Genomic DNA, 17,261 nt, shown 5'->3' with positions numbered 1-17,261 from the left:
AACTACGTCCCCACACACAACGTGGCGCGCTGCTTGCGCAACAGCGCGATCACGGACAGTGCGGTGATCAGGCCCGTCTTGGGATTTTCGGACGGGATGTTCTCGATCGACATCGAAAAGCGCGCGGAGTCCGCCTCGACCTCGATGCGGTGAACGTTGCGCGTCACGCTCGGGTCGGCCCAGATCTGCACGGAGGTGCGATCCGGTCCGACGCCCGCGAGCGACAGCGCCACCGCGACGTTGAGATTGGCCGGAAAGCCTTTCGCGGCTTCACGCGCGCTACCCTCGAACAGTTTTAGCGGCTCGCGCAGATTGTCGATGTCGATCTTGTTCTCGACAATGAACGGCGCGCCCTGCAGCCCGTCGACCGGCTTGCGCGTCACCATCTTCACCGAATGAATGGTGCCGATTGCGGCGGCGTTGACGGCGTCGAGCCCGATCAGCGCGCCGGTCGGCACCAGGATGCGCCCGCCATGGGCGCGGGCGAGATCGACCAGATCGAAATTATCGAGCAGCCCGCCGACGCTGACCACGACCGCGGCCTTGCCGCGCTTCACCGCGGGCTCGACGATCGCGCGCAACTGGCTGCTCGGCGCGCACTCGACCACGATGTCGGCGGCCTCGCCGAGCCGGTCGATCGGCATGATTTGCGGCGGGCGGCTCAGGCCGCTCAGGAAAGTTTGATGCTTGGCGGGATCGCGGACAGCAACGGCAGAAAGCGCCAGCCCCTCGATGCCCTGATCGAGCGCGGTCGCGATCTTGCTGCCGATCGAGCCAAGGCCCGCAATGGCAACGCGCAACTCGTTCGAAACTTTTTGTTCAGTCATCCCGCTCACCTCTCATCCGAGCTTAGGTCATAACCGCTCACGCCTCCCGCGCATAGCTGCGCAGGCGCGCCTCCAGCACCGCCAGCATGGCATCACGGCTCGGATCGCGCGAGCCGCGCAGCCAGGCGGCGGCCAGTGGCAGGCGACCGACCGGGCCGCTCTGCTTTGGCCGCAGCGGCACGAAGCGCACACCAGTGGCTGCCATTCGCGTGGTCCAGCGCGGCACGATGGCAACCCCGAGCTTCGTTGCCACCAGGTTGATGATGGTCTGCTTCTCGTCGGCGACCTGCACGATGCGCGGCGTCAGGCCGGCCTGTTCGAACAGTTTGATGGTGAGGTCGTGGCTGTGCGGCCGCGAGCGGCGATCCGGGACCAGCATCGCTTCGCCGGCGATATCCGCCAGCGCGATCGACTTGCGCGCGGCCAGCGCATGCCGCTGCGGGAACGCCACGATCGCGGTCTCCTGGAGCAGATCGCGGAATTCGAGCCGCTTGTCCATGCGGTCAGGCGGCCGGACGAAGGCCAGATCGAGCGCGCCGGTCAAAATCTTCGGCAGCAGCCGGACGGTCTTGTCCTCGAGGAGCTGCACCGCGATGTCGGGATGCCTGGCGCGGAAATCGCGCAGCAGCGGCGGCAACAGGCCCGCTGCCGCACTGTCGATGGCGCCGACCCGGAGCCGCCGGGCGGCGCCTGCACGCGAGCCGTTGCGCAAGGTTTTCTCGACCGCCTCGACCTTGGCGAGGATGGCACGGGCATCGCGGAGCAGCGTGGTGCCGTCCTCGGTAAGGGACACGGCGCGCGTCGTGCGCGCGAACAGCCGCGTGCCCAGATCGTCCTCCAGCAACCGGATCTGGCGCCCGAGCGCCGAAGGCAGCATTTGCAGCTGCTGCGCCGCATGGCCGAAATGCAATTGCTCGGCCGCCGCCACGAAGCATCGCAACTGATGCAATTCCATTCACGATCCTCTCGTCCCGCCAGCCCAGGATTATATCATTTTTTTGTATAAACCAGCGCCAATTGAGTATGCCTCCCGCCTCCGCCTAGGCTTGCTGTCGGCTTCGATCTCTTGGGGGGGGCCGCCGACACAACAACAAACCGGAATTTATGGAGGCCAGGGTGGCGAGCGAGATTGAGACGCGCGTGCTGCGCAAGATCACCTGGCGCATCGTTCCCTTCATCATGCTGCTCTACTTCGTGGCCTTCATCGACCGCGTCAATATCGGCTTCGCCTCGCTGACGATGAACAAGGACATCGGCCTCTCGCCCGCGGTCTATGGCTTCGGCGCCGGCATCTTCTTCTGGGGCTATTTCCTGTTCGAGGTGCCCTCCAACATCATCCTGCACAAGATCGGCGCACGGATCTGGATCGCGCGGGTGATGATCACCTGGGGCCTTGTCTCCGCCGCGATGGCGTTCGTGCAGGGCGCGACCAGCTTCTACATCCTGCGCTTTCTGCTCGGCGTCGCCGAAGCCGGCTTTTTCCCCGGCATCATCCTCTATCTCTCCTACTGGTTCCCGGCGCGCCAGCGCGCCGCGGTGACCGCATTGTTCATGGCGGCCGCGCCGCTCTCGACCGTGCTGGGCTCGCCGGTCTCGGGCGCACTGCTGGAGATGGACGGCCTGCTCGGCTTCAAGGGCTGGCAATGGTTGTTCGTGCTCGAAGCGCTGCCCGCCGTACTGCTCGGCTTCGTCGTGCTGGGCTTTCTGACCGATCGTCCCGAGAAGGCAAAATGGCTTGCAGAGGACGAACGTCGCTGGCTGGTCGAGGCCATGAACGCAGAGACCACCAGCAAGGCCGCAACCGCGAGCCACAGCATCTGGCGCGGGCTCGCCGATCCACGCGTGCTGGCGCTGGCGCTGATCTATTTCGGCACCTCGGCCGGCCTCTACACGCTCGGCGTCTGGGCACCGCAGATCATCAAGCAGTTCGGCCTGTCCTCGCTCCAGGTCGGCTTCCTCAATGCGCTTCCGGCGACCGCCGCCGTCGTCGCCATGATCCTGTGGGCGCGGCATTCGGACCGCAGCGGCGAGCGCACCTGGCACGTCGTATGGGCCTGCCTGATCGCTGCCGCAGGTCTCGCCTATGCAGGCCTAGCGGCCGGCGTCGTCGCCGTGCTGGTCGCGCTGACGCTGGTCAACATCGGCATCTCCTCCGCAAAGCCACCGCTGTGGAGCATGCCGACGCTGTTCCTGTCCGGCCCCGCTGCTGCCGCCGGTATCGCCTCCATCAACTCGATCGGCAATCTCGGCGGCTTCGTCGGTCCTGCCGTGATCGGCTGGATCAAGGACCAGACCGGCAGCTTCGTCGGCGGTCTCTATTTCGTCAGCGGCCTGCTCGTTCTCTCGGCGGTCCTGACCCTGCTATTGTCGCGCGCGCAGACCGCGCCCGCCGAACCCGTCCCGCAATCCCACTGATCTCGCAAACGGAGCCTTTCATGCGCACGCACTCGATCGCAGCCATTCCCGCCGACGGCATCGGCCCCGAGGTGATCTCCGCCGGTGTGCGCGTGCTGGAGGCGCTGGCAAAACGCAGCGGCGACCTCGCCTTCAACGTCAAGACGTTCGACTGGGGCTCGGACTATTACAAGAAGCATGGCGTGATGATGCCGGCCGACGGCCTCACTGAGCTGAAGAAGTTCGACGCGATCTATTTCGGCGCCGTCGGCGCTCCTGACGTGCCCGACCACATCACGCTGTGGGGTCTGCGCCTGCCGATCTGCCAGGGCTTTGACCAATACGCCAATGTGCGCCCGACCAAGATCCTGCCGGGCGTCGCCTCGCCGCTGCGCAATGTCGGCGTCGGCGATCTCGACTGGGTGATCGTGCGCGAGAATTCGGAAGGCGAATATGCCGGCATGGGCGGCCGTGCGCACAAGGGCCTGCCGGAAGAGGTCGGCACCGAGGTCGCGGTGTTCACCCGCGTCGGCGTCACCCGCATCATGCGGTACGCATTCCAGCTCGCGCAGTCGCGGCCGCGCAAATTCCTGACCGTCGTCACCAAGTCGAACGCGCAGCGCCACGGCATGGTGATGTGGGACGAGATCGCAGCCGAAGTCGCGACCGAATTCCCCGACGTGAGCTGGGACAAGATGCTGGTCGACGCCATGACGGTGCGCATGACGCTGCATCCGAAAAGCCTCGATACCATCGTGGCGACCAACCTCCACGCCGACATCCTCTCCGACCTCGCCGGCGCGCTCGCCGGCAGCCTCGGCGTGGCGCCGACCGGCAACATCGATCCGCAGCGTCGCTTCCCCTCGATGTTCGAGCCGATCCACGGCTCGGCCTTCGACATCACCGGCAAGGGCATCGCCAACCCGGTCGCGACCTTCTGGACCGGCGCGCAGATGCTCGAGCATCTTGGCGAGAAGGATGCGGCATCACGGCTGATGGCTGCCGTCGAGCGCGTCTGCGCCGCCGGCGTGCTCACGCCCGATGTCGGCGGCAAGGCGACGACGAAGGAGGTCACCGACGCCGTGATCGACGCGATCCACGGGTCGAATGTGTGAACGCCCTATTTCCGCCCAGCCGGCGGAGGCGGCGTCGCCATTGCCGCGGCCGGCGGAGGCGGCGTCAGATGGCGCGGAACGATGATGGTCTGGCCGGGGGTGAGCGGCGCGTCCTCTGCGAGCGAGTTGCTCTGCGCGAGCGTCCACAGCGGCACGCGATTGGCCGCGGCGATGCTCTCCATGGTGTCGCCGCGGCGCACCGGCACCCGCACGCCGCTATCCCATAATTCGACCAGCGTATCGCCGGGCACGAGATAGCGCAGCGGCACGGCATCGGCCTGGGTCTGCGGCGGAATGCGCGGCAGCTGCGTCACCATCTCGACGATCTGGCGATGGATGTCGTCCGACTTCTCGATGTTGATGTGCGAGACGCGGCTGTTTTCCTTCAGATCGTAGCTCGCATAATGGCCGCGATAGCCGGGCACGGCCACGACATCGCCGCCGCCGAGCACGCTGTCGGAGAGGAAGATGTTGATGAAGCGCTCGACATTGAGCGGCACGTCGCCGGTCGCATGCGCAGGGTCGATGGCGATCACGAGGCTGATTGGGATGTTCTCCTTGGCCGCCATCTCGGAGATGACGATCGAGCACAGCCCGCCCATGGAATGGCCGATCAGCACGATCGGCGCCGGCTCTTCCTTGTAGCTGGCGATGGCGCGGTTACCGATGAACCGGCAGATGGTGAATTCATAAACATCGGCGGAGAAACCGGCCTTGGTCAGCTTCTCGCCCAGCCGGTCCATGCCGGTCGAGAAGATCGGACCCATGGCGCCGCGGAACAGGTAGATTTTCGGCGGCGCTAGCGGCTCGAACGGCGGGGGCGGCGGTGCGACGGGCACGGCGGGGGTCGCTGCCGGCTTCGACTTGGCCGGAGATGCCGCGGCCATCACCGGATTCAAGGCGAGCAGCGCAAACGCTGCCAGCACGACAACTCGCCTCAAATCGATCATCAGGTCAGTAGTCCCACCACGGTATTACAAGCCTCCACGGGGCTTAGTGACCGCCGATTGGGTGGATTTTGGGGCACGGAATTGGGCGGTGACTGGCCCACAGCATTTGCCAGCCCTGCTGGTCGCTGTCACGGCCTGTTCTTGAGCCGGCTGCGGTGCGCCGCCTGCTTGGCCCGGTTGCCGCAAATCGCCATCGTGCACCATCGCCGCGCGCGCCTGCGGGTGTGGTCGGCGAACAGCATCGTGCAGTGATGACCCTCGCACGCCTTCACGTCGGAAAAGTCTTCCTCGCAGACGAACTTCGCCATCGCCTCGCCGATGGGCAGCAGCAAGGATTGGGATGATTGCCAGCGCCGCGTCATCCGCAGCGCGAGGCCATGATGGCCATTGTCGTATCGCGGCTCGATCCGGCTGAACAATTCGTCCTGCTCCAGGAGGTTGTTCAGCGGACCGAGTTCCTGCAGCGCGGTCGGGCCAAGCGGCCGGCCCGCATGCTCGCGAACAAATCCCCTGAACCATTCGCGCAACGCGCGCGCCTCACCTGCGACCTTATCGAGCTCGCCCGGCTTTGCGCGCGCCTTCAGCGCGTCCAGCTCCGCGATGGGCACCAGCTTGGCCTGCGCTAGCCAGTCGAGCAGGCCATCGCCATCGTCGAGCCAATCGATGGGCGTATCGACTGGCGTCGCGACAGAGTTGAGAAAATCGAGGCCGAGTGCGTCGGCGATGAACATAGCGGGCGGGCGGTCCATGCGCGGTCTCTGAAGGGTCTTCGGCAGTCTGGATCAGGCACGACCTTAGTAACCACTAAAATGCGAGTTGACAAGTTACGGAGGAGGTACGTAACCTGTATCTAGCCATATAGACGGTTACCATAAAACAATGGAGACAGCCATGTCCTCGATCACCTATCGCACCGCCGACGTCGACGGCTTCAAGGTGTTCTATCGTGAGGCGGGCCCCAAGAGCGCACCAAAGCTCCTGTTGCTGCACGGCTTCCCGAGCGCAAGCCATATGTTCCGCGATCTGATCCCGCTGCTCGCGGAGAAATTCCACATCATCGCGCCCGATCTTCCGGGCTTCGGCCAGTCCGATATGCCGGCGCGCCACACCTTTCGCTACACCTTCGACAATATCGCGCAGGTGATCGATCGCTTCACCGAAGTGATCGGCTTCGACCGCTTCGCCGTCTACGTCTTCGACTACGGCGCGCCGACCGGCTTCCGGCTGGCGCTGCGTCATCCCGAGCGGATCACCGCACTCATCTCGCAGAACGGCAACGCCTATGAGGACGGCCTCAGCGATGGCTGGACTCCGATCAAGGCCTATTGGCAGGACCCCTCGCCCGCCAACCGCGAGGCGCTGCGCGGCTTCCTCACGCCGGAGGCCACGCGCTGGCAATACACCCATGGTGTCCCCGATCCGGTCCTGGTGTCGCCGGACGGCCAGAACCTCGACAACTTTTATCTCGCACGCCCAGGTTCCGATGAGGTGCAGCTCGACCTGTTCGGCGACTACAAGAGCAATGTCGCGCTGTATCCGGCATTCCAGAGCTATTTCCGTAACCACAAGCCGCCGTTCCTGGCGGTCTGGGGCAGGAACGATCCATTCTTCATCCCGCCCGGCGCCGAAGCGTTCAAGCGCGACAATCCCAACGCGGTGGTCCAGTTTTTCGACACCGGCCATTTCGCGCTGGAGACGCATGCGCGGGAGATCGCGGACAGCATCCGCGATTTCCTCGGCAAGCTCGAGGTGAAATCGGTGTGATGGAGCGGCGGCCATGGCCCATGCGAGACGGACTCCGGAACGGCTCAGCGCATTCTCCGACGGCGTATTCGCCGTCCTGATCACGGTGCTGGTGCTGGAGCTTCGGCCGCCCGAAATCCCGACCATCACGGCATTGCTGGCGCTGTGGCCGACCTGGCTCTCCTATGCGGTGAGCTACGTCTTCATCGCGATCGTCTGGGCCAACCATCACCACCTGATGCGCTATGCCAGCGAAGCGACGCCGCGGCTGATGTGGTTCAATTTCGCGCATCTGTTCTCGGTGTCGCTGCTGCCGCTTTCCACCGCCTGGATGGCGGTGAGCGAGCTCGCACCGCAGCCGGTTGCGTTCTACGCCGCGGTGTTCTTCCTGGTGAACGCGACCTATGTCGCGCTGATCTGGGATCTGGTCGGACGCGCGCCTGTCAGCGAGGTCCCGCCACGGGAGCGCAGGATCATGCGCATCCGCGCGATTCTGACGCTTGTCGTCTTCGCGTTCGCGGCCGTGGTCGCCTTGCGCTTCCCGGTCGCGGGGCTCGTGATGTGCTGCTGCTGCCTGATCGTTTACCTGAAGCCGGAGGCTCCGGGGGCGGAAGAAGCCGGATCCGTCGATGACAGGGCATAGCGGACACGGGTTGCCTCTGCTGCGATCGCCGCAGCGAGCCCGACGTAGCGGTACCGCAGTCTAGAACGGCAGAATCCGGTTCAACAAATCCAGCAAGCTGCGCTGCTCAGCCTCGCTGAGCGGTGGTTTCCACCCAAGCCGGGGCACTACCGACCTTGAGACCTGCGCGAAGTTCTGAGACTATGGCCCCACAATGTCTCGAGCCGCAAATTTTCTGAATGCATGACAGATCGCCAACGCATCGACCAAAGCGCGCCTCCGACCCGTCTGCGAACGAAGTCGCCGCCCCAGGCAAGACGGGAACGAAAGGCAAGCGACAGACGCGGCCCAGCCGCGCAAGTGACGACGCGCTGGTCATTGAGGTTGGCAGCCGGGTGAAACGGCTGCGGACGCAAGCCGGCCTGACGCTCGAGGAGTTTGCCAGCCAGTCCGGCGTCAGCCGCGCCATGCTGTCCAAGGTCGAGCGCGGCGAGAAGAGCCCGACGCTCGCGATCATCGTGCGGATTGCCAAAGGGCTCAACGTCTCGATGTCGGCCTTGATGGGCGCAGAGCCGGATCCTGCTCAGGTGTCCGTCATTCGCAAGGCGAACCGCCTCGCGTTCCGGGATGCCGAGACCGGGTTCGAGCGACACAATCTGTCGCCGACGCATCTGGACAACGATTTGGAGTTTCTGCTCCACCGGATTCCGCCGGGAGAATCCTCCGGCGAGTTGCCGCCCTACAAGGTGCCAACCGAGAAATATCTCGTGGTGCATGAGGGGCAGCTGACGGTGCAGACCGGCGAAGCCAACTACGTGCTCGAGACCGGCGACTCCTTCTATTTCGACGTCCGCGATTCCTATCGCTTCATCAATGCGGGCAGGACGCCCTGCGCCTACTATCTGGTCATTCGTCGGCGCCGCTCCTAGCCAGCGGCGTCATTGCAAGGTGAATGGATTGGAGATCGACGGTTTGGGATTGATGAAGACGCTCTTCGCTTCCAGATATTCGTAAATCGCCTCAATGCCGTTCTCCCGTCCGATGCCGGATTCCTTGAAGCCGCCGAACGGCGACAGATAGCTCACGACCCGGTACGCATTGACCCATACCGTGCCCGCGCGCAGCCGCTTCGGCAGCGTCATCGCGCGCGCGAGATCGGTGGTCCAGAGTCCCGCGGCGAGACCGAACGGCGTGTCGTTGGCGAGTGCGATGGCCTCGTCATCGGTATCGAATTTGATGACGCTCAGGATCGGGCCGAACACCTCTTCGCGCGCGATCCGCATGCCGTTGGTGACATCGGCGAAGATCGTCGGTTCGACGAACCAGCCGTCGCCGCAATCGCCCCCGGAAGCGCGACGACCGCCGAGGATGCAGCGAGCCCCCTCCGCCTTGGCAAGCGTGATGTAGTCCAGGACCTTCTGGAGCTGCTGCTCGGTTGCGACCGGCCCGACATCCGTCTCGGGGCTGTTGGGATCGCCAAGGCGGGCCGCCCTCGTCACTTCGACGAGGCGCGCCAGGAACGTGTCGTGAATCGACGAATGCAACAGCAGCCGCGAGCCCGCCATGCAAGTCTGGCCGCTTGCGGCGAAGATGCCGGAGATGACGCCCTTGACGGCGTCCTCGATGCCGGCATCGCCGAACACGATGTTCGGCGACTTGCCGCCGAGCTCGAGCGAGACCCGCTTGAACTGCCGCGCCGCCGCCTCGTAGATCTTCCGGCCGGCGAGATTGCCGCCGGTGAAGGCGATCCGGTCGACGAAGGGATGCTCGACCAGCGGCTCGCCGGTCTCGGCGCCGAGACCGGTGACGACATTGATGACGCCCTTGGGAAAGCCGGCCTGTTCGAACAGCTCGACCAGCGCCAGGAGGGACGTGGATGCAAATTCGGACGGCTTGATCACGAGCGTATTGCCGGCGGCGAGCGCCGGCGCGATCTTCCACACCGTCAGGAGCAGCGGCGAATTCCATGGCGTGATTGCGCCGACGACGCCGATCGGCTCGTAGGACACGTAGTGCAGCATGCCCTTCTTGTCGGTCGGCGGCATGCGGCCTTCGATCTTGTCGGCAAGCCCGCCATAGTACTGAAACCAGCGCGGCAGATATTTCATCTGGCCGAGCATCTCGACCTTGAGCTTGCCGTTGTCGCGCACCTCCAGCTCGGCCAGCCGCTCCGCATTCGCCGCGATCAGGTCGCCAACCCGGTGCAGCAGCAAACCGCGGTCGCTCGGATGCATGGTCGCCCAGGGACCGCCGACAAAGGCGCGGTTGGCCGCCTGCACCGCCCTGTCGACATCGTCAGCATTGCCCCTGGGAATGACGGCCCAAGCTTTGCCCGTATAGGGATTCTTGGTCTCCAGCCAGCGCCCGGAGGCCGACTCGCACCATTCGCCGTCGATGTACATCCGGAAGGCCTGGAGCTGATCCGGGGCATTTGCCTGCGCCGTGCCATCAGGCGACATCGTGTGCATCGATCCTTCCGCAGTCATGACAACACCTCAATTGCAAACGGCGCCCGTTACCTCACGGCGAGGTACGGACACCCACTCTTCTCGGCCGGCACGAACAACCCGTCTCCCGGCAGCGTCGCGACCAGCTTGTAGAGATCCGCCGGGCTCTTCGAGTCCTGCGGGCTCTTCACCTCGAAGATGTGCATGTCGGAGACGACGCGGCCGTTCGGCTGGATATGCGCATGCTGGATCAGATTGCCCTCGATCGGCAGCTGCAGCATTTTCGCCTGCACCTGCGCGGCATCGTCGGAGCCAACGGCCGCGACTGCCTTGAGGTAGTGGGTGGTGGCGAGATAGGCGAGCACATGACCCATGGTCGGGACCGCGTTGCCGCTGCGGGCCATGAAGCGCTTCGACCAGGCGCGCGTCTCATCGTTCAGATCCCAGTAGAATGAGGCGGCAAGCCGCAGGCCCTGTGCGGTGGAGAGCCCGAGCGCGGTGACGTTGTTCTCGAACACCAGCATGGTCGCAAGCTTGGCGCTGACGCCGAACTCCCTGGCCTGCTTGATCGCAAGCACGAGATCGGGCCCGGCATTGGCAAGCCCGATCACGTCGGCGCCGGAGCCCTGTGCCGCCAGCAGCTGCGACGCCAGATCAGTGACGTTCAGGGGATGCAGCACTTGTCCGACGACCTGGCCGCCCGACGCCTTCACGGTCTCGCCGGCGTCGGCCGCGAGATTCTTGCCGAACACATAGTCGGCAACGATGAAGAACCATTTCTTGCCGCCGGCCTCGACGATGCCCTTGGCGATGGTCTTGGAGAGCTCGCTCGTGGATGGCGCCCATTGCGTGCCATAGGGCGAGCAGCCGTCGCCGCTGAAATTGGCTGCATAGCCGCCACTGACCAGCGTGGTCTTCTTCAGCGATCGCGCCATCGCCTGCACGGCGAGGCCGACCGAGCTTGCGCCGCCTGGAATGATGGCGCTGACGCCCTGCTGCTCGATGTACTGACGCGCCAGCGCGGCGCCGATGTCGGGTTTGCTCTGGTGATCGGCGGAAATGACCTCGATCGGCCGCCCCAGCACCTTGCCGCCGAAATCCTCGACCGCCATTTTCGTGGCGAGCACCGTACCGGGTCCGCCATTGCCGGAATAGACGCCCGACATGTCGTCGATCACGCCGATCCGGAACGGTGCGTCCTCGGCGGAGACGGCCACGGGCGCGGCAGCGAACAGCATGGCGAGCGAGGCAGCGCGAAGCAGTGACACGGTCATGTTTCCCTCCTGATGTGATTGTTCGTTCTCATGGCGGTCAGAACGCTATTCTGACGGCGCCCTGGACGGCGAATTGCGGATTGCTGTTTCCAAACGTGCCGGCCGCGGTCAGCATGGCGTTGACATTGCCCGTGAGCGCCGTGCTGAGGCCGCCCACCGCCTTGCCATAGGTGCGATCGGGATTGCCGGGCACCACGGTGTAGATCGGCAGCGCGAGCGCGACCGTTTCCGCCGAGAGCAGCGTGCGGGCGCCACCGAGGAAGTCGTGCTCGGCGGTCACGTTGAGGAAGGAATTGACCGCGCGCGTCGCCACCATGACGGGCATGCGGAATTGCACGCCGGCGCTGCCCGTCAGCCCCTGCAGCGTCTGGCGGGAGACTGCCTGGGTCAGGATCGGATCGCCGGTCTCGGTATAGGGATTCACATTGGTATAGTCGTAGACGAGACCGGCCAGCGGGCCGACCCTCAAGCTGCCGACGTCGAACAAATAGGCCGACTTGAACCCCGCCGTGAACGTGTCGCCGGTGGTGCTGCCGCGGATCGTGTCGACGACGCCCGGCCGGTCGATCCGGTAGGAATGACGGCCGTAGGTCGCGACCACATCGGTGAGCAGATGCGGGTAGGTGAAGGATGCAAAGCCGCCGATCTGATAGCTGTCGACGTTGAGGTGCCCGCCACCGCAGTTCAGATTGGCGACGGGATTGGTGTAGTTGAGCGCACCGCCGACGCGGATGTTGGGATCGACCTTGTAGTCGGCGCCGAAGGTGCCGCCCGCGAGCGTATAGTCGAAGCCGAGACCGTTGCCATCGGCGCTGAAGCGATCGCCGCGGCTGCCGCTGCCATAGGCGGCCGCGAGATAGACCGAGAGCGGCAATTCGGAAGCGACGCGCGTCGGCGGCGCCTTGGTGCTCATGGCCGGCCGATCCATCGAGGCATAGGCCTGCGACGCCATCCCCGTCACGCGCGGATCGCTGGCGCGATAGGCATCGAGCCGCGAGAACATCGAGTTCGAGAAGTTCTGTGCCGCGATCTGCCCGATGTCGCCCTGCGCAGCCAGCCCGTCTTGCGCCGCGAGAAGATTGGCCTCGTAGCGCGCAATCACGGCATAACCGGCATCGGTCGGATGCAGGTCGAACATGAAGTGCTGGTTCTGCACGTCCTTGGAGGCTGCGAGACAACCTGGATCGAACACGCAAGCGGTGCCGGTCTTGAAGCCGAGGCTCGCTGGATCGGTGTAGGCTTTGGTGTAGATCGCGGCGAGATCGACGACGTGAATACGGACTCCGGGCCGCGCCAGCGGCGCGAGCGTCGCCGCGAGATTATCGTTGACGAGGCCGAAGAACTGACGAGCCACCGGCAGATCGGGAATCTGATTGTAGGGCGGCCCAAACGGATAGAATCCGCCGAGATTGTACCAGTTGTAGGTCGCCGAACTGAACATGTTCTCGGCAATGAAATTATGCCCACCGGCTTTGATGAGCTGCGCAAAGTTGTTGTATTGCTGGGACAGCGTTGCTGCAGACAAGGTCTGCGGCGTGTACGGCGCTCCGTTCGGATCAGGAATTCCGAGGAACATTGCGGCCCAATTGTTCGGCATGCCGCCGACCACGATCACGTCGTTCGCTTGAAAAGTTCGACCAGCGCTGGTGAATTCGACGATCTGCTGGGCCACCGTCGGGCCACCGTTGAAGGCCGGAAAGACGCCGTTGCCGACGCCGTTGTAGGCATAGTCGTTGGCCTTGTTGAAACTGTAGCTGGTCAGCATCGACAGCCATTGCAGCGAGCCGCGGCCATTGCCGCAGGCGCCGTACGGCGCCGATTGTGGAAACGCGATCGGACAATTGCGCGATACGTCGAGCAGACTGTCGCCAAATCCGTAGATCGTCCCCGATTGCTGCGCCTGCGCGCCGGCAACAGGCATTCCCGCGGCCAGCAGCAATGCTGCGGCCGGTACCGCTGACTTCAGTCGCACGGTGACCTCCCCGTTTTGCGTTTCGTCCCTGAGCGGCGTCTTTCGCGCCTTTGTTGCCGGGAAGGCTAGCACGGATTTTCTATTATGAAAGAGAAATCTTCTATAGGAGATTTTTCCAATCAGTCATCGGAGGAGACCGTCAGAGATGAAAGGTCCGCTCGCCGACATCTACGTGCTCGAGCTCGGAACGTTGATTGCCGCATCCGTTGCGGCGCGGCTGATGGCTGAGTGCGGCGCCGACATCGTCAAGATCGAGCAGCCGGGCCAGGGCGATCCCTTGCGCAAATGGCGCAAGCTGCATCAGGGCACGTCGCTGTGGCGGTATCTGCAATAGCGCGACAAGAAGTCGGTCGCGCTCGATCTCAAATCTTCCGATGGGCTCGCGACGGAAAGTGGCTCGAATTGTCGAAACTTATCTGCACCTCGGCGCGCGAAGCATCACGCTCGCCGACACCGCGGGCATGGACAACCCGCGCCTCGCTAGTCAGCGGGTCACACCTGCTTGGCATCGTCTCAAGCGACGCGCTGACGCTGCATTTTCACAACACGCGCGGACTTGGGCTGGTGAATGTCATGGCCGCCTTCGATGCCGGCGCGTTGCGCTTCGATGCAGCACTCGGCGGGCTTGGCGGCTATCCATTTGCACCAGGCTCCTCGGGCAATGTGTGCACCGAGGATCTCGTCAACCTCTCAGCAAACCGGGATCGAGACCGGTCTCGACCTCGAGGGCCTGATCGCTCTGTCGCGCGAGCTGCCGTCGATGGTGGCGCGCGATCCTCCACCCAATGGACGGTAAGGGGCTAATTCCTTGCCGGTACCGCCGCCGCCGAACGCGCCGGCCGCGGCCCTGCGGGCGCGCCGGGCTCGGCGACCGGGGCTGCCGGTGCACGCGAGCGCGCAATCGCGGCGTCGATCTCGGCGATGACGCGGCGCTGGATCGCCTCGTTCTTATCGATGGAGATGTGGCCGAGTCCGCTGCCGCGCACGTCGACATTGTCGAGCCTGCCGCGCAGGCCGGCCGCGGCCCGCACCGGCTCGCCGGGACCGTCGCCGATGTAGATGTTGATGTAGCGCTCGGCGCCGGTCGAGAGCTTGGTCTTGAACACGGAATCGAGGCCGATCGCGAGCTTCACGGGAACGCCGAGCTGGTTGAGCTTGGCGATCATGTCCGGCAGCGCAGTCGCGCCGGAGGAATGGCCGACCAGGATGATGGTCTTGAGGCGGCCGGCCTTGTAGGCGGTCGCAGCTTCATCGGCGAGCGAGGACCAGGACACGAAGTTGGCGACCGTCACCGGGATGCCCTGGGCCTGGAGGCGGGCGCCGATCGTGTCGAGGCCGAGCGAGAAGATGTTGAGCACGCCGCGCAGCAGATAGACATGCGTTGTTGCGGTCGCGGCCTGGCTCGGCGCGGCCCTGACCGGGGCCGGACTGATGGCAACAGCTGACAGCAGGAGCAGGCCCATCGCCCACACGCGGAGGGCGGACAATTGGCTGGTGCCGGCGGTGTGACGGCCGTTCGGTCTCATCGATGTTTTTCCCTGGGGACAATACGCTTCGCGATTGGCCGGAATCGTAGCCACGGCCTGCTCGCAGACGCAACAAAGAGGCGCGTGAGCGGCAATCTTAGCCACAGCCCGTGACCATCGCGCAACACTTGCCCGAAACCTGCCACCGAAGCGCCGGTTTTGAGGCCATTTTTCTCCGGACAATTGCGGGTGGGCAAGAGCATTCCTATTTCAGGGCTCCGCTGACCGCCTCCCGGACGGTTCCAGCCTGCCCTCCCCAGCTTTTGCCCCCTCAGCTCTGCGGCCACCATGTCCTCCATCATTTCCGTCGCCAATCTGTCGAAGACCTATGGGTCCGGCTTCAAGGCGCTCAAGAACATCAATCTCGATATCAAGCGCGGCGAGATCTTTGCGCTGCTCGGACCGAACGGCGCGGGAAAGACCACGCTGATCTCGATCATCTGCGGCATCGCCAATCCCAGCGAGGGCAAAGTCCTCGTCGGCGGCGAGGACATCCAGACCTCCTACCGCAAGGCGCGCTCGTTGATCGGCCTCGTGCCGCAGGAATTGCACACCGACGCCTTCGAGAGCGTGTGGGCGACGGTGAGCTTCTCGCGCGGCCTGTTCGGCAAGCCGAAGAACCCCGCCCACATCGAGAAGGTGCTGAAAGACCTCTCGCTGTGGGACAAGAAGGACAACAAGATCATCACGCTCTCCGGCGGCATGAAGCGCCGCGTCATGATCGCGAAAGCGCTGTCGCACGAGCCGCAGATCCTGTTCCTGGACGAGCCCACAGCCGGCGTCGACGTCGAGCTGCGCAAGGGCATGTGGGAGGTGGTGCGCACCCTTCAGCAGTCCGGCGTCACCGTCATCCTCACCACGCATTACATCGAGGAAGCCGAGGAGATGGCCGACCGCATCGGCGTCATCAACAAGGGCGAGATCGTGCTGGTCGAAGACAAGACGACCTTGATGCAGAAGCTCGGCAAGAAGCGGCTGACGCTGCATCTGCAGGGCAAGCTGAACGCGCTGCCCGACAGCCTCGCCCCCTACAAGCTCGACCTCTGCGATTCCGGCGCGACGCTGGTCTACGACTACGACACCAAGGGTGACCGCACCGGCATCACCAGCCTGCTTGGCGACCTCCGCACCGCCGGCATCCGCTTCAACGATCTCGACACGACGCAATCGTCGCTCGAGGACATCTTCGTCGACCTCGTGAGGACGTCATGAATCACCGCGCCATCCGCGCCATCTATCTGTTCGAAATGGCACGTACCTGGCGCACGCTGCTGCAAAGCATCGTCTCGCCGGTGGTTTCGACCTCGCTCTATTTCGTGGTGTTCGGCGCCGCGATCGGCTCGCGCATCAGCCAGGTCGAAGGCGTCAGCTATGGCACCTTCATCGTGCCGGGTCTGATCATGCTCTCGGTGCTGACGCAGAGCATCGCCAACGCCTCGTTCGGCATCTATTTCCCGAAATTCACCGGCACGATCTACGAGATCCTGTCGGCGCCGATTTCCTATTTCGAGATCGTGCTCGGCTATGTCGGCGCCGCCGCGACCAAGTCGATCATCCTCGGCCTGATCATCCTCGCCACCGCCGGATTGTTTGTGCCGCTGCACATCCACCATCCGGTCTGGATGCTGACCTTCCTGGTGCTGACGGCGGTGACGTTCAGCCTGTTCGGCTTCATCATCGGCATCTGGGCCGACGGCTTCGAGAAGCTGCAGATGATCCCGATGCTGCTAGTGACGCCGCTGACCTTCCTCGGCGGCAGCTTCTATTCCATCGACATGCTGCCGCCGACCTGGCGCACGGTGGCGCTGCTCAACCCGGTGGTCTATCTGATCTCCGGCTTCCGCTGGAGCTTCTACGAGATCGCCGACGTCAGCGTGTCCGTCAGCATCGGCATGACCACGGCGTTCCTGGTGATCTGCCTCGCCATCATCTGGTGGATTTTCCGCACCGGATATCGGCTGAAGAATTGACGGCAGCGACGTCACCGATAGCAATGGAAGCGGTGATATCCGTCATAGTACCCGCGGCAGTGACGGTAATGACGATGGGGAATGCCGAGCACGCCCTCGACGGCGCCGACAGCGCCGCCGACGCCGGCACCGACGACGCCTCCGACCGCGCCGCCCACCGGGCCGGCGATCCGGTTGCCTTCATAGGAGCCCTCCTGGGCACCGCGCACGATGCCCTGGGCATGGCCGGCCTGCGGCAGCGCCAATAGCGCGAGCAGGACGGCGGCGGCTGCAAACAGCAGGCGGACGGGCAGGCCGGCCGATGGCACGGCGGCGATACGGGCTTTGTTCATCTTCGGTCCCAGGGAAATAACAAGGGAAATAAACGGGCGTGAGACGGCGGGCGCCGCCCGTCGAGGTGGCCACGATCAACGCGCGAAGC

Annotated in this window: 18 protein-coding genes; 9 read left to right on the top strand and 9 right to left on the bottom strand. The window is 64.5% G+C overall.

Annotated features, from left to right (window positions below; all coding sequences use genetic code 11):
- Window positions 1-2 precede the first annotated feature (2 nt).
- Together JJB99_RS10720 and JJB99_RS10715 are read right to left on the bottom strand one after the other, a co-directional pair.
- Window positions 3-827, bottom strand: coding sequence for an aspartate dehydrogenase (locus JJB99_RS10720; protein WP_200498733.1), 825 nt, complete (start codon window positions 825-827; stop codon window positions 3-5).
- Between the two features lie 37 nt (window positions 828-864).
- Entirely contained in the window at window positions 865-1,782 is a 918-nt protein-coding gene (locus tag JJB99_RS10715) for a LysR family transcriptional regulator (RefSeq protein ID WP_200498732.1), read from the bottom strand.
- Between the two features lie 161 nt (window positions 1,783-1,943).
- Between JJB99_RS10715 and JJB99_RS10710 the strand changes: the two genes are divergently transcribed.
- Both JJB99_RS10710 and JJB99_RS10705 read left to right on the top strand, forming a co-directional pair.
- On the top strand, window positions 1,944-3,242 hold the full coding sequence (locus tag JJB99_RS10710; protein ID WP_200498731.1) for an MFS transporter: 1,299 nt from the start codon (window positions 1,944-1,946) through the stop codon (window positions 3,240-3,242).
- A 20-nt stretch (window positions 3,243-3,262) separates the two neighbouring features.
- On the top strand, window positions 3,263-4,336 hold the full coding sequence (locus tag JJB99_RS10705) for a tartrate dehydrogenase (protein ID WP_200498730.1): 1,074 nt from the start codon (window positions 3,263-3,265) through the stop codon (window positions 4,334-4,336).
- 5 nt (window positions 4,337-4,341) lie between these two features.
- On the opposite strand, the gene JJB99_RS10700 is transcribed toward JJB99_RS10705, so the two are convergent.
- Window positions 4,342-5,286, bottom strand: a complete 945-nt coding sequence (locus tag JJB99_RS10700) for a LysM peptidoglycan-binding domain-containing protein (protein ID WP_200498729.1) — start codon at window positions 5,284-5,286, stop codon at window positions 4,342-4,344.
- 128 nt (window positions 5,287-5,414) lie between these two features.
- Entirely contained in the window at window positions 5,415-6,035 is a 621-nt protein-coding gene (locus tag JJB99_RS10695) for a CGNR zinc finger domain-containing protein (protein WP_200498728.1), read from the bottom strand.
- Between the two features lie 142 nt (window positions 6,036-6,177).
- On the opposite strand from JJB99_RS10695, the gene JJB99_RS10690 reads away from it, so the two are divergent.
- From JJB99_RS10690 to JJB99_RS10680, 3 genes are all read left to right on the top strand, one after another.
- Window positions 6,178-7,050, top strand: a complete 873-nt coding sequence (locus tag JJB99_RS10690; RefSeq protein ID WP_200498727.1) for an alpha/beta fold hydrolase — start codon at window positions 6,178-6,180, stop codon at window positions 7,048-7,050.
- Window positions 7,051-7,063: 13 nt separating this feature from the next.
- On the top strand, window positions 7,064-7,672 hold the full coding sequence (locus JJB99_RS10685; protein WP_200498726.1) for a TMEM175 family protein: 609 nt from the start codon (window positions 7,064-7,066) through the stop codon (window positions 7,670-7,672).
- Window positions 7,673-8,046: 374 nt separating this feature from the next.
- Window positions 8,047-8,580 (top strand): helix-turn-helix domain-containing protein, encoded by a 534-nt coding sequence (locus JJB99_RS10680; protein ID WP_200498725.1) that lies wholly within the window; start codon window positions 8,047-8,049, stop codon window positions 8,578-8,580.
- A 9-nt stretch (window positions 8,581-8,589) separates the two neighbouring features.
- On the opposite strand, the gene JJB99_RS10675 is transcribed toward JJB99_RS10680, so the two are convergent.
- From JJB99_RS10675 to JJB99_RS10665, 3 genes are read right to left on the bottom strand one after another with little or no spacing between them, the layout of a single operon-like run.
- Window positions 8,590-10,119, bottom strand: a complete 1,530-nt coding sequence (locus JJB99_RS10675; protein ID WP_433995758.1) for an aldehyde dehydrogenase — start codon at window positions 10,117-10,119, stop codon at window positions 8,590-8,592.
- A 47-nt stretch (window positions 10,120-10,166) separates the two neighbouring features.
- A complete protein-coding gene (locus tag JJB99_RS10670; RefSeq protein ID WP_200498724.1) occupies window positions 10,167-11,372 on the bottom strand; it encodes an ABC transporter substrate-binding protein in 1,206 nt (401 codons plus the stop codon).
- A gap of 37 nt (window positions 11,373-11,409) precedes the next feature.
- Window positions 11,410-13,344: an autotransporter domain-containing protein gene (locus tag JJB99_RS10665; protein WP_200498723.1), complete on the bottom strand. Its 1,935-nt coding sequence runs from the start codon at window positions 13,342-13,344 to the stop codon at window positions 11,410-11,412.
- Window positions 13,345-13,489: 145 nt separating this feature from the next.
- Between JJB99_RS10665 and JJB99_RS10660 the strand changes: the two genes are divergently transcribed.
- Window positions 13,490-13,678, top strand: coding sequence for a CoA transferase (locus JJB99_RS10660; RefSeq protein WP_200498722.1), 189 nt, complete (start codon window positions 13,490-13,492; stop codon window positions 13,676-13,678).
- The gene (locus tag JJB99_RS10655; protein ID WP_349629011.1) at window positions 13,630-14,148 is read left to right on the top strand and encodes a hypothetical protein; all 519 of its coding nucleotides are present in this window, start codon (window positions 13,630-13,632) and stop codon (window positions 14,146-14,148) included. The genes JJB99_RS10660 and JJB99_RS10655 overlap by 49 nt, the downstream gene beginning before the upstream one ends.
- On the opposite strand, the gene JJB99_RS10650 is transcribed toward JJB99_RS10655, so the two are convergent.
- Window positions 14,145-14,870: a hypothetical protein gene (locus JJB99_RS10650; protein WP_200498721.1), complete on the bottom strand. Its 726-nt coding sequence runs from the start codon at window positions 14,868-14,870 to the stop codon at window positions 14,145-14,147. The genes JJB99_RS10655 and JJB99_RS10650 overlap by 4 nt on opposite strands.
- 288 nt (window positions 14,871-15,158) lie before the next feature.
- On the opposite strand from JJB99_RS10650, the gene JJB99_RS10645 reads away from it, so the two are divergent.
- Together JJB99_RS10645 and JJB99_RS10640 are read left to right on the top strand one after the other, a co-directional pair.
- On the top strand, window positions 15,159-16,082 hold the full coding sequence (locus JJB99_RS10645; protein WP_200498720.1) for an ABC transporter ATP-binding protein: 924 nt from the start codon (window positions 15,159-15,161) through the stop codon (window positions 16,080-16,082).
- A complete protein-coding gene (locus tag JJB99_RS10640) occupies window positions 16,079-16,840 on the top strand; it encodes an ABC transporter permease (RefSeq protein WP_200498719.1) in 762 nt (253 codons plus the stop codon). Before JJB99_RS10645 ends, JJB99_RS10640 begins: the two co-directional genes overlap by 4 nt.
- 11 nt (window positions 16,841-16,851) lie before the next feature.
- Here the strand turns inward: JJB99_RS10640 and JJB99_RS10635 are convergent, their stop codons facing one another.
- Complete coding sequence (locus JJB99_RS10635) at window positions 16,852-17,172, bottom strand: hypothetical protein (protein ID WP_200498718.1); 321 nt, start codon at window positions 17,170-17,172, stop codon at window positions 16,852-16,854.
- Between the last annotated feature and the right edge of the window lie 89 nt (window positions 17,173-17,261).

Origin of the sequence: Bradyrhizobium diazoefficiens, assembly GCF_016616235.1 — a bacterium.
Classification (GTDB): Bacteria; Pseudomonadota; Alphaproteobacteria; order Rhizobiales; family Xanthobacteraceae; genus Bradyrhizobium; species Bradyrhizobium diazoefficiens_H.
Note: the sequence above shows the minus strand (reverse complement) of the source record. Positions and strands in the feature narration are given on the sequence as shown.

Excerpts from the sequence above, each read along its gene's own strand:
- JJB99_RS10635 (WP_200498718.1), bottom strand. The coding sequence starts at position 17,172 with ATGAACAAAGCCCGTATCGCCGCCGTGCCATCGGCCGGCCTGCCCGTC.
- JJB99_RS10700 (WP_200498729.1), bottom strand. The coding sequence starts at position 5,286 with ATGATCGATTTGAGGCGAGTTGTCGTGCTGGCAGCGTTTGCGCTGCTC.
- JJB99_RS10685 (WP_200498726.1), top strand. The coding sequence starts at position 7,064 with ATGGCCCATGCGAGACGGACTCCGGAACGGCTCAGCGCATTCTCCGAC.
- JJB99_RS10660 (WP_200498722.1), top strand. The coding sequence starts at position 13,490 with ATGAAAGGTCCGCTCGCCGACATCTACGTGCTCGAGCTCGGAACGTTG.
- JJB99_RS10720 (WP_200498733.1), bottom strand. The coding sequence starts at position 827 with ATGACTGAACAAAAAGTTTCGAACGAGTTGCGCGTTGCCATTGCGGGC.
- JJB99_RS10690 (WP_200498727.1), top strand. The coding sequence starts at position 6,178 with ATGTCCTCGATCACCTATCGCACCGCCGACGTCGACGGCTTCAAGGTG.
- JJB99_RS10670 (WP_200498724.1), bottom strand. The coding sequence starts at position 11,372 with ATGACCGTGTCACTGCTTCGCGCTGCCTCGCTCGCCATGCTGTTCGCT.
- JJB99_RS10655 (WP_349629011.1), top strand. The coding sequence starts at position 13,630 with ATGGCGCAAGCTGCATCAGGGCACGTCGCTGTGGCGGTATCTGCAATA.
- JJB99_RS10695 (WP_200498728.1), bottom strand. The coding sequence starts at position 6,035 with ATGGACCGCCCGCCCGCTATGTTCATCGCCGACGCACTCGGCCTCGAT.
- JJB99_RS10715 (WP_200498732.1), bottom strand. The coding sequence starts at position 1,782 with ATGGAATTGCATCAGTTGCGATGCTTCGTGGCGGCGGCCGAGCAATTG.
- JJB99_RS10705 (WP_200498730.1), top strand. The coding sequence starts at position 3,263 with ATGCGCACGCACTCGATCGCAGCCATTCCCGCCGACGGCATCGGCCCC.
- JJB99_RS10650 (WP_200498721.1), bottom strand. The coding sequence starts at position 14,870 with ATGAGACCGAACGGCCGTCACACCGCCGGCACCAGCCAATTGTCCGCC.
- JJB99_RS10645 (WP_200498720.1), top strand. The coding sequence starts at position 15,159 with ATGTCCTCCATCATTTCCGTCGCCAATCTGTCGAAGACCTATGGGTCC.
- JJB99_RS10675 (WP_433995758.1), bottom strand. The coding sequence starts at position 10,119 with ATGCACACGATGTCGCCTGATGGCACGGCGCAGGCAAATGCCCCGGAT.
- JJB99_RS10640 (WP_200498719.1), top strand. The coding sequence starts at position 16,079 with ATGAATCACCGCGCCATCCGCGCCATCTATCTGTTCGAAATGGCACGT.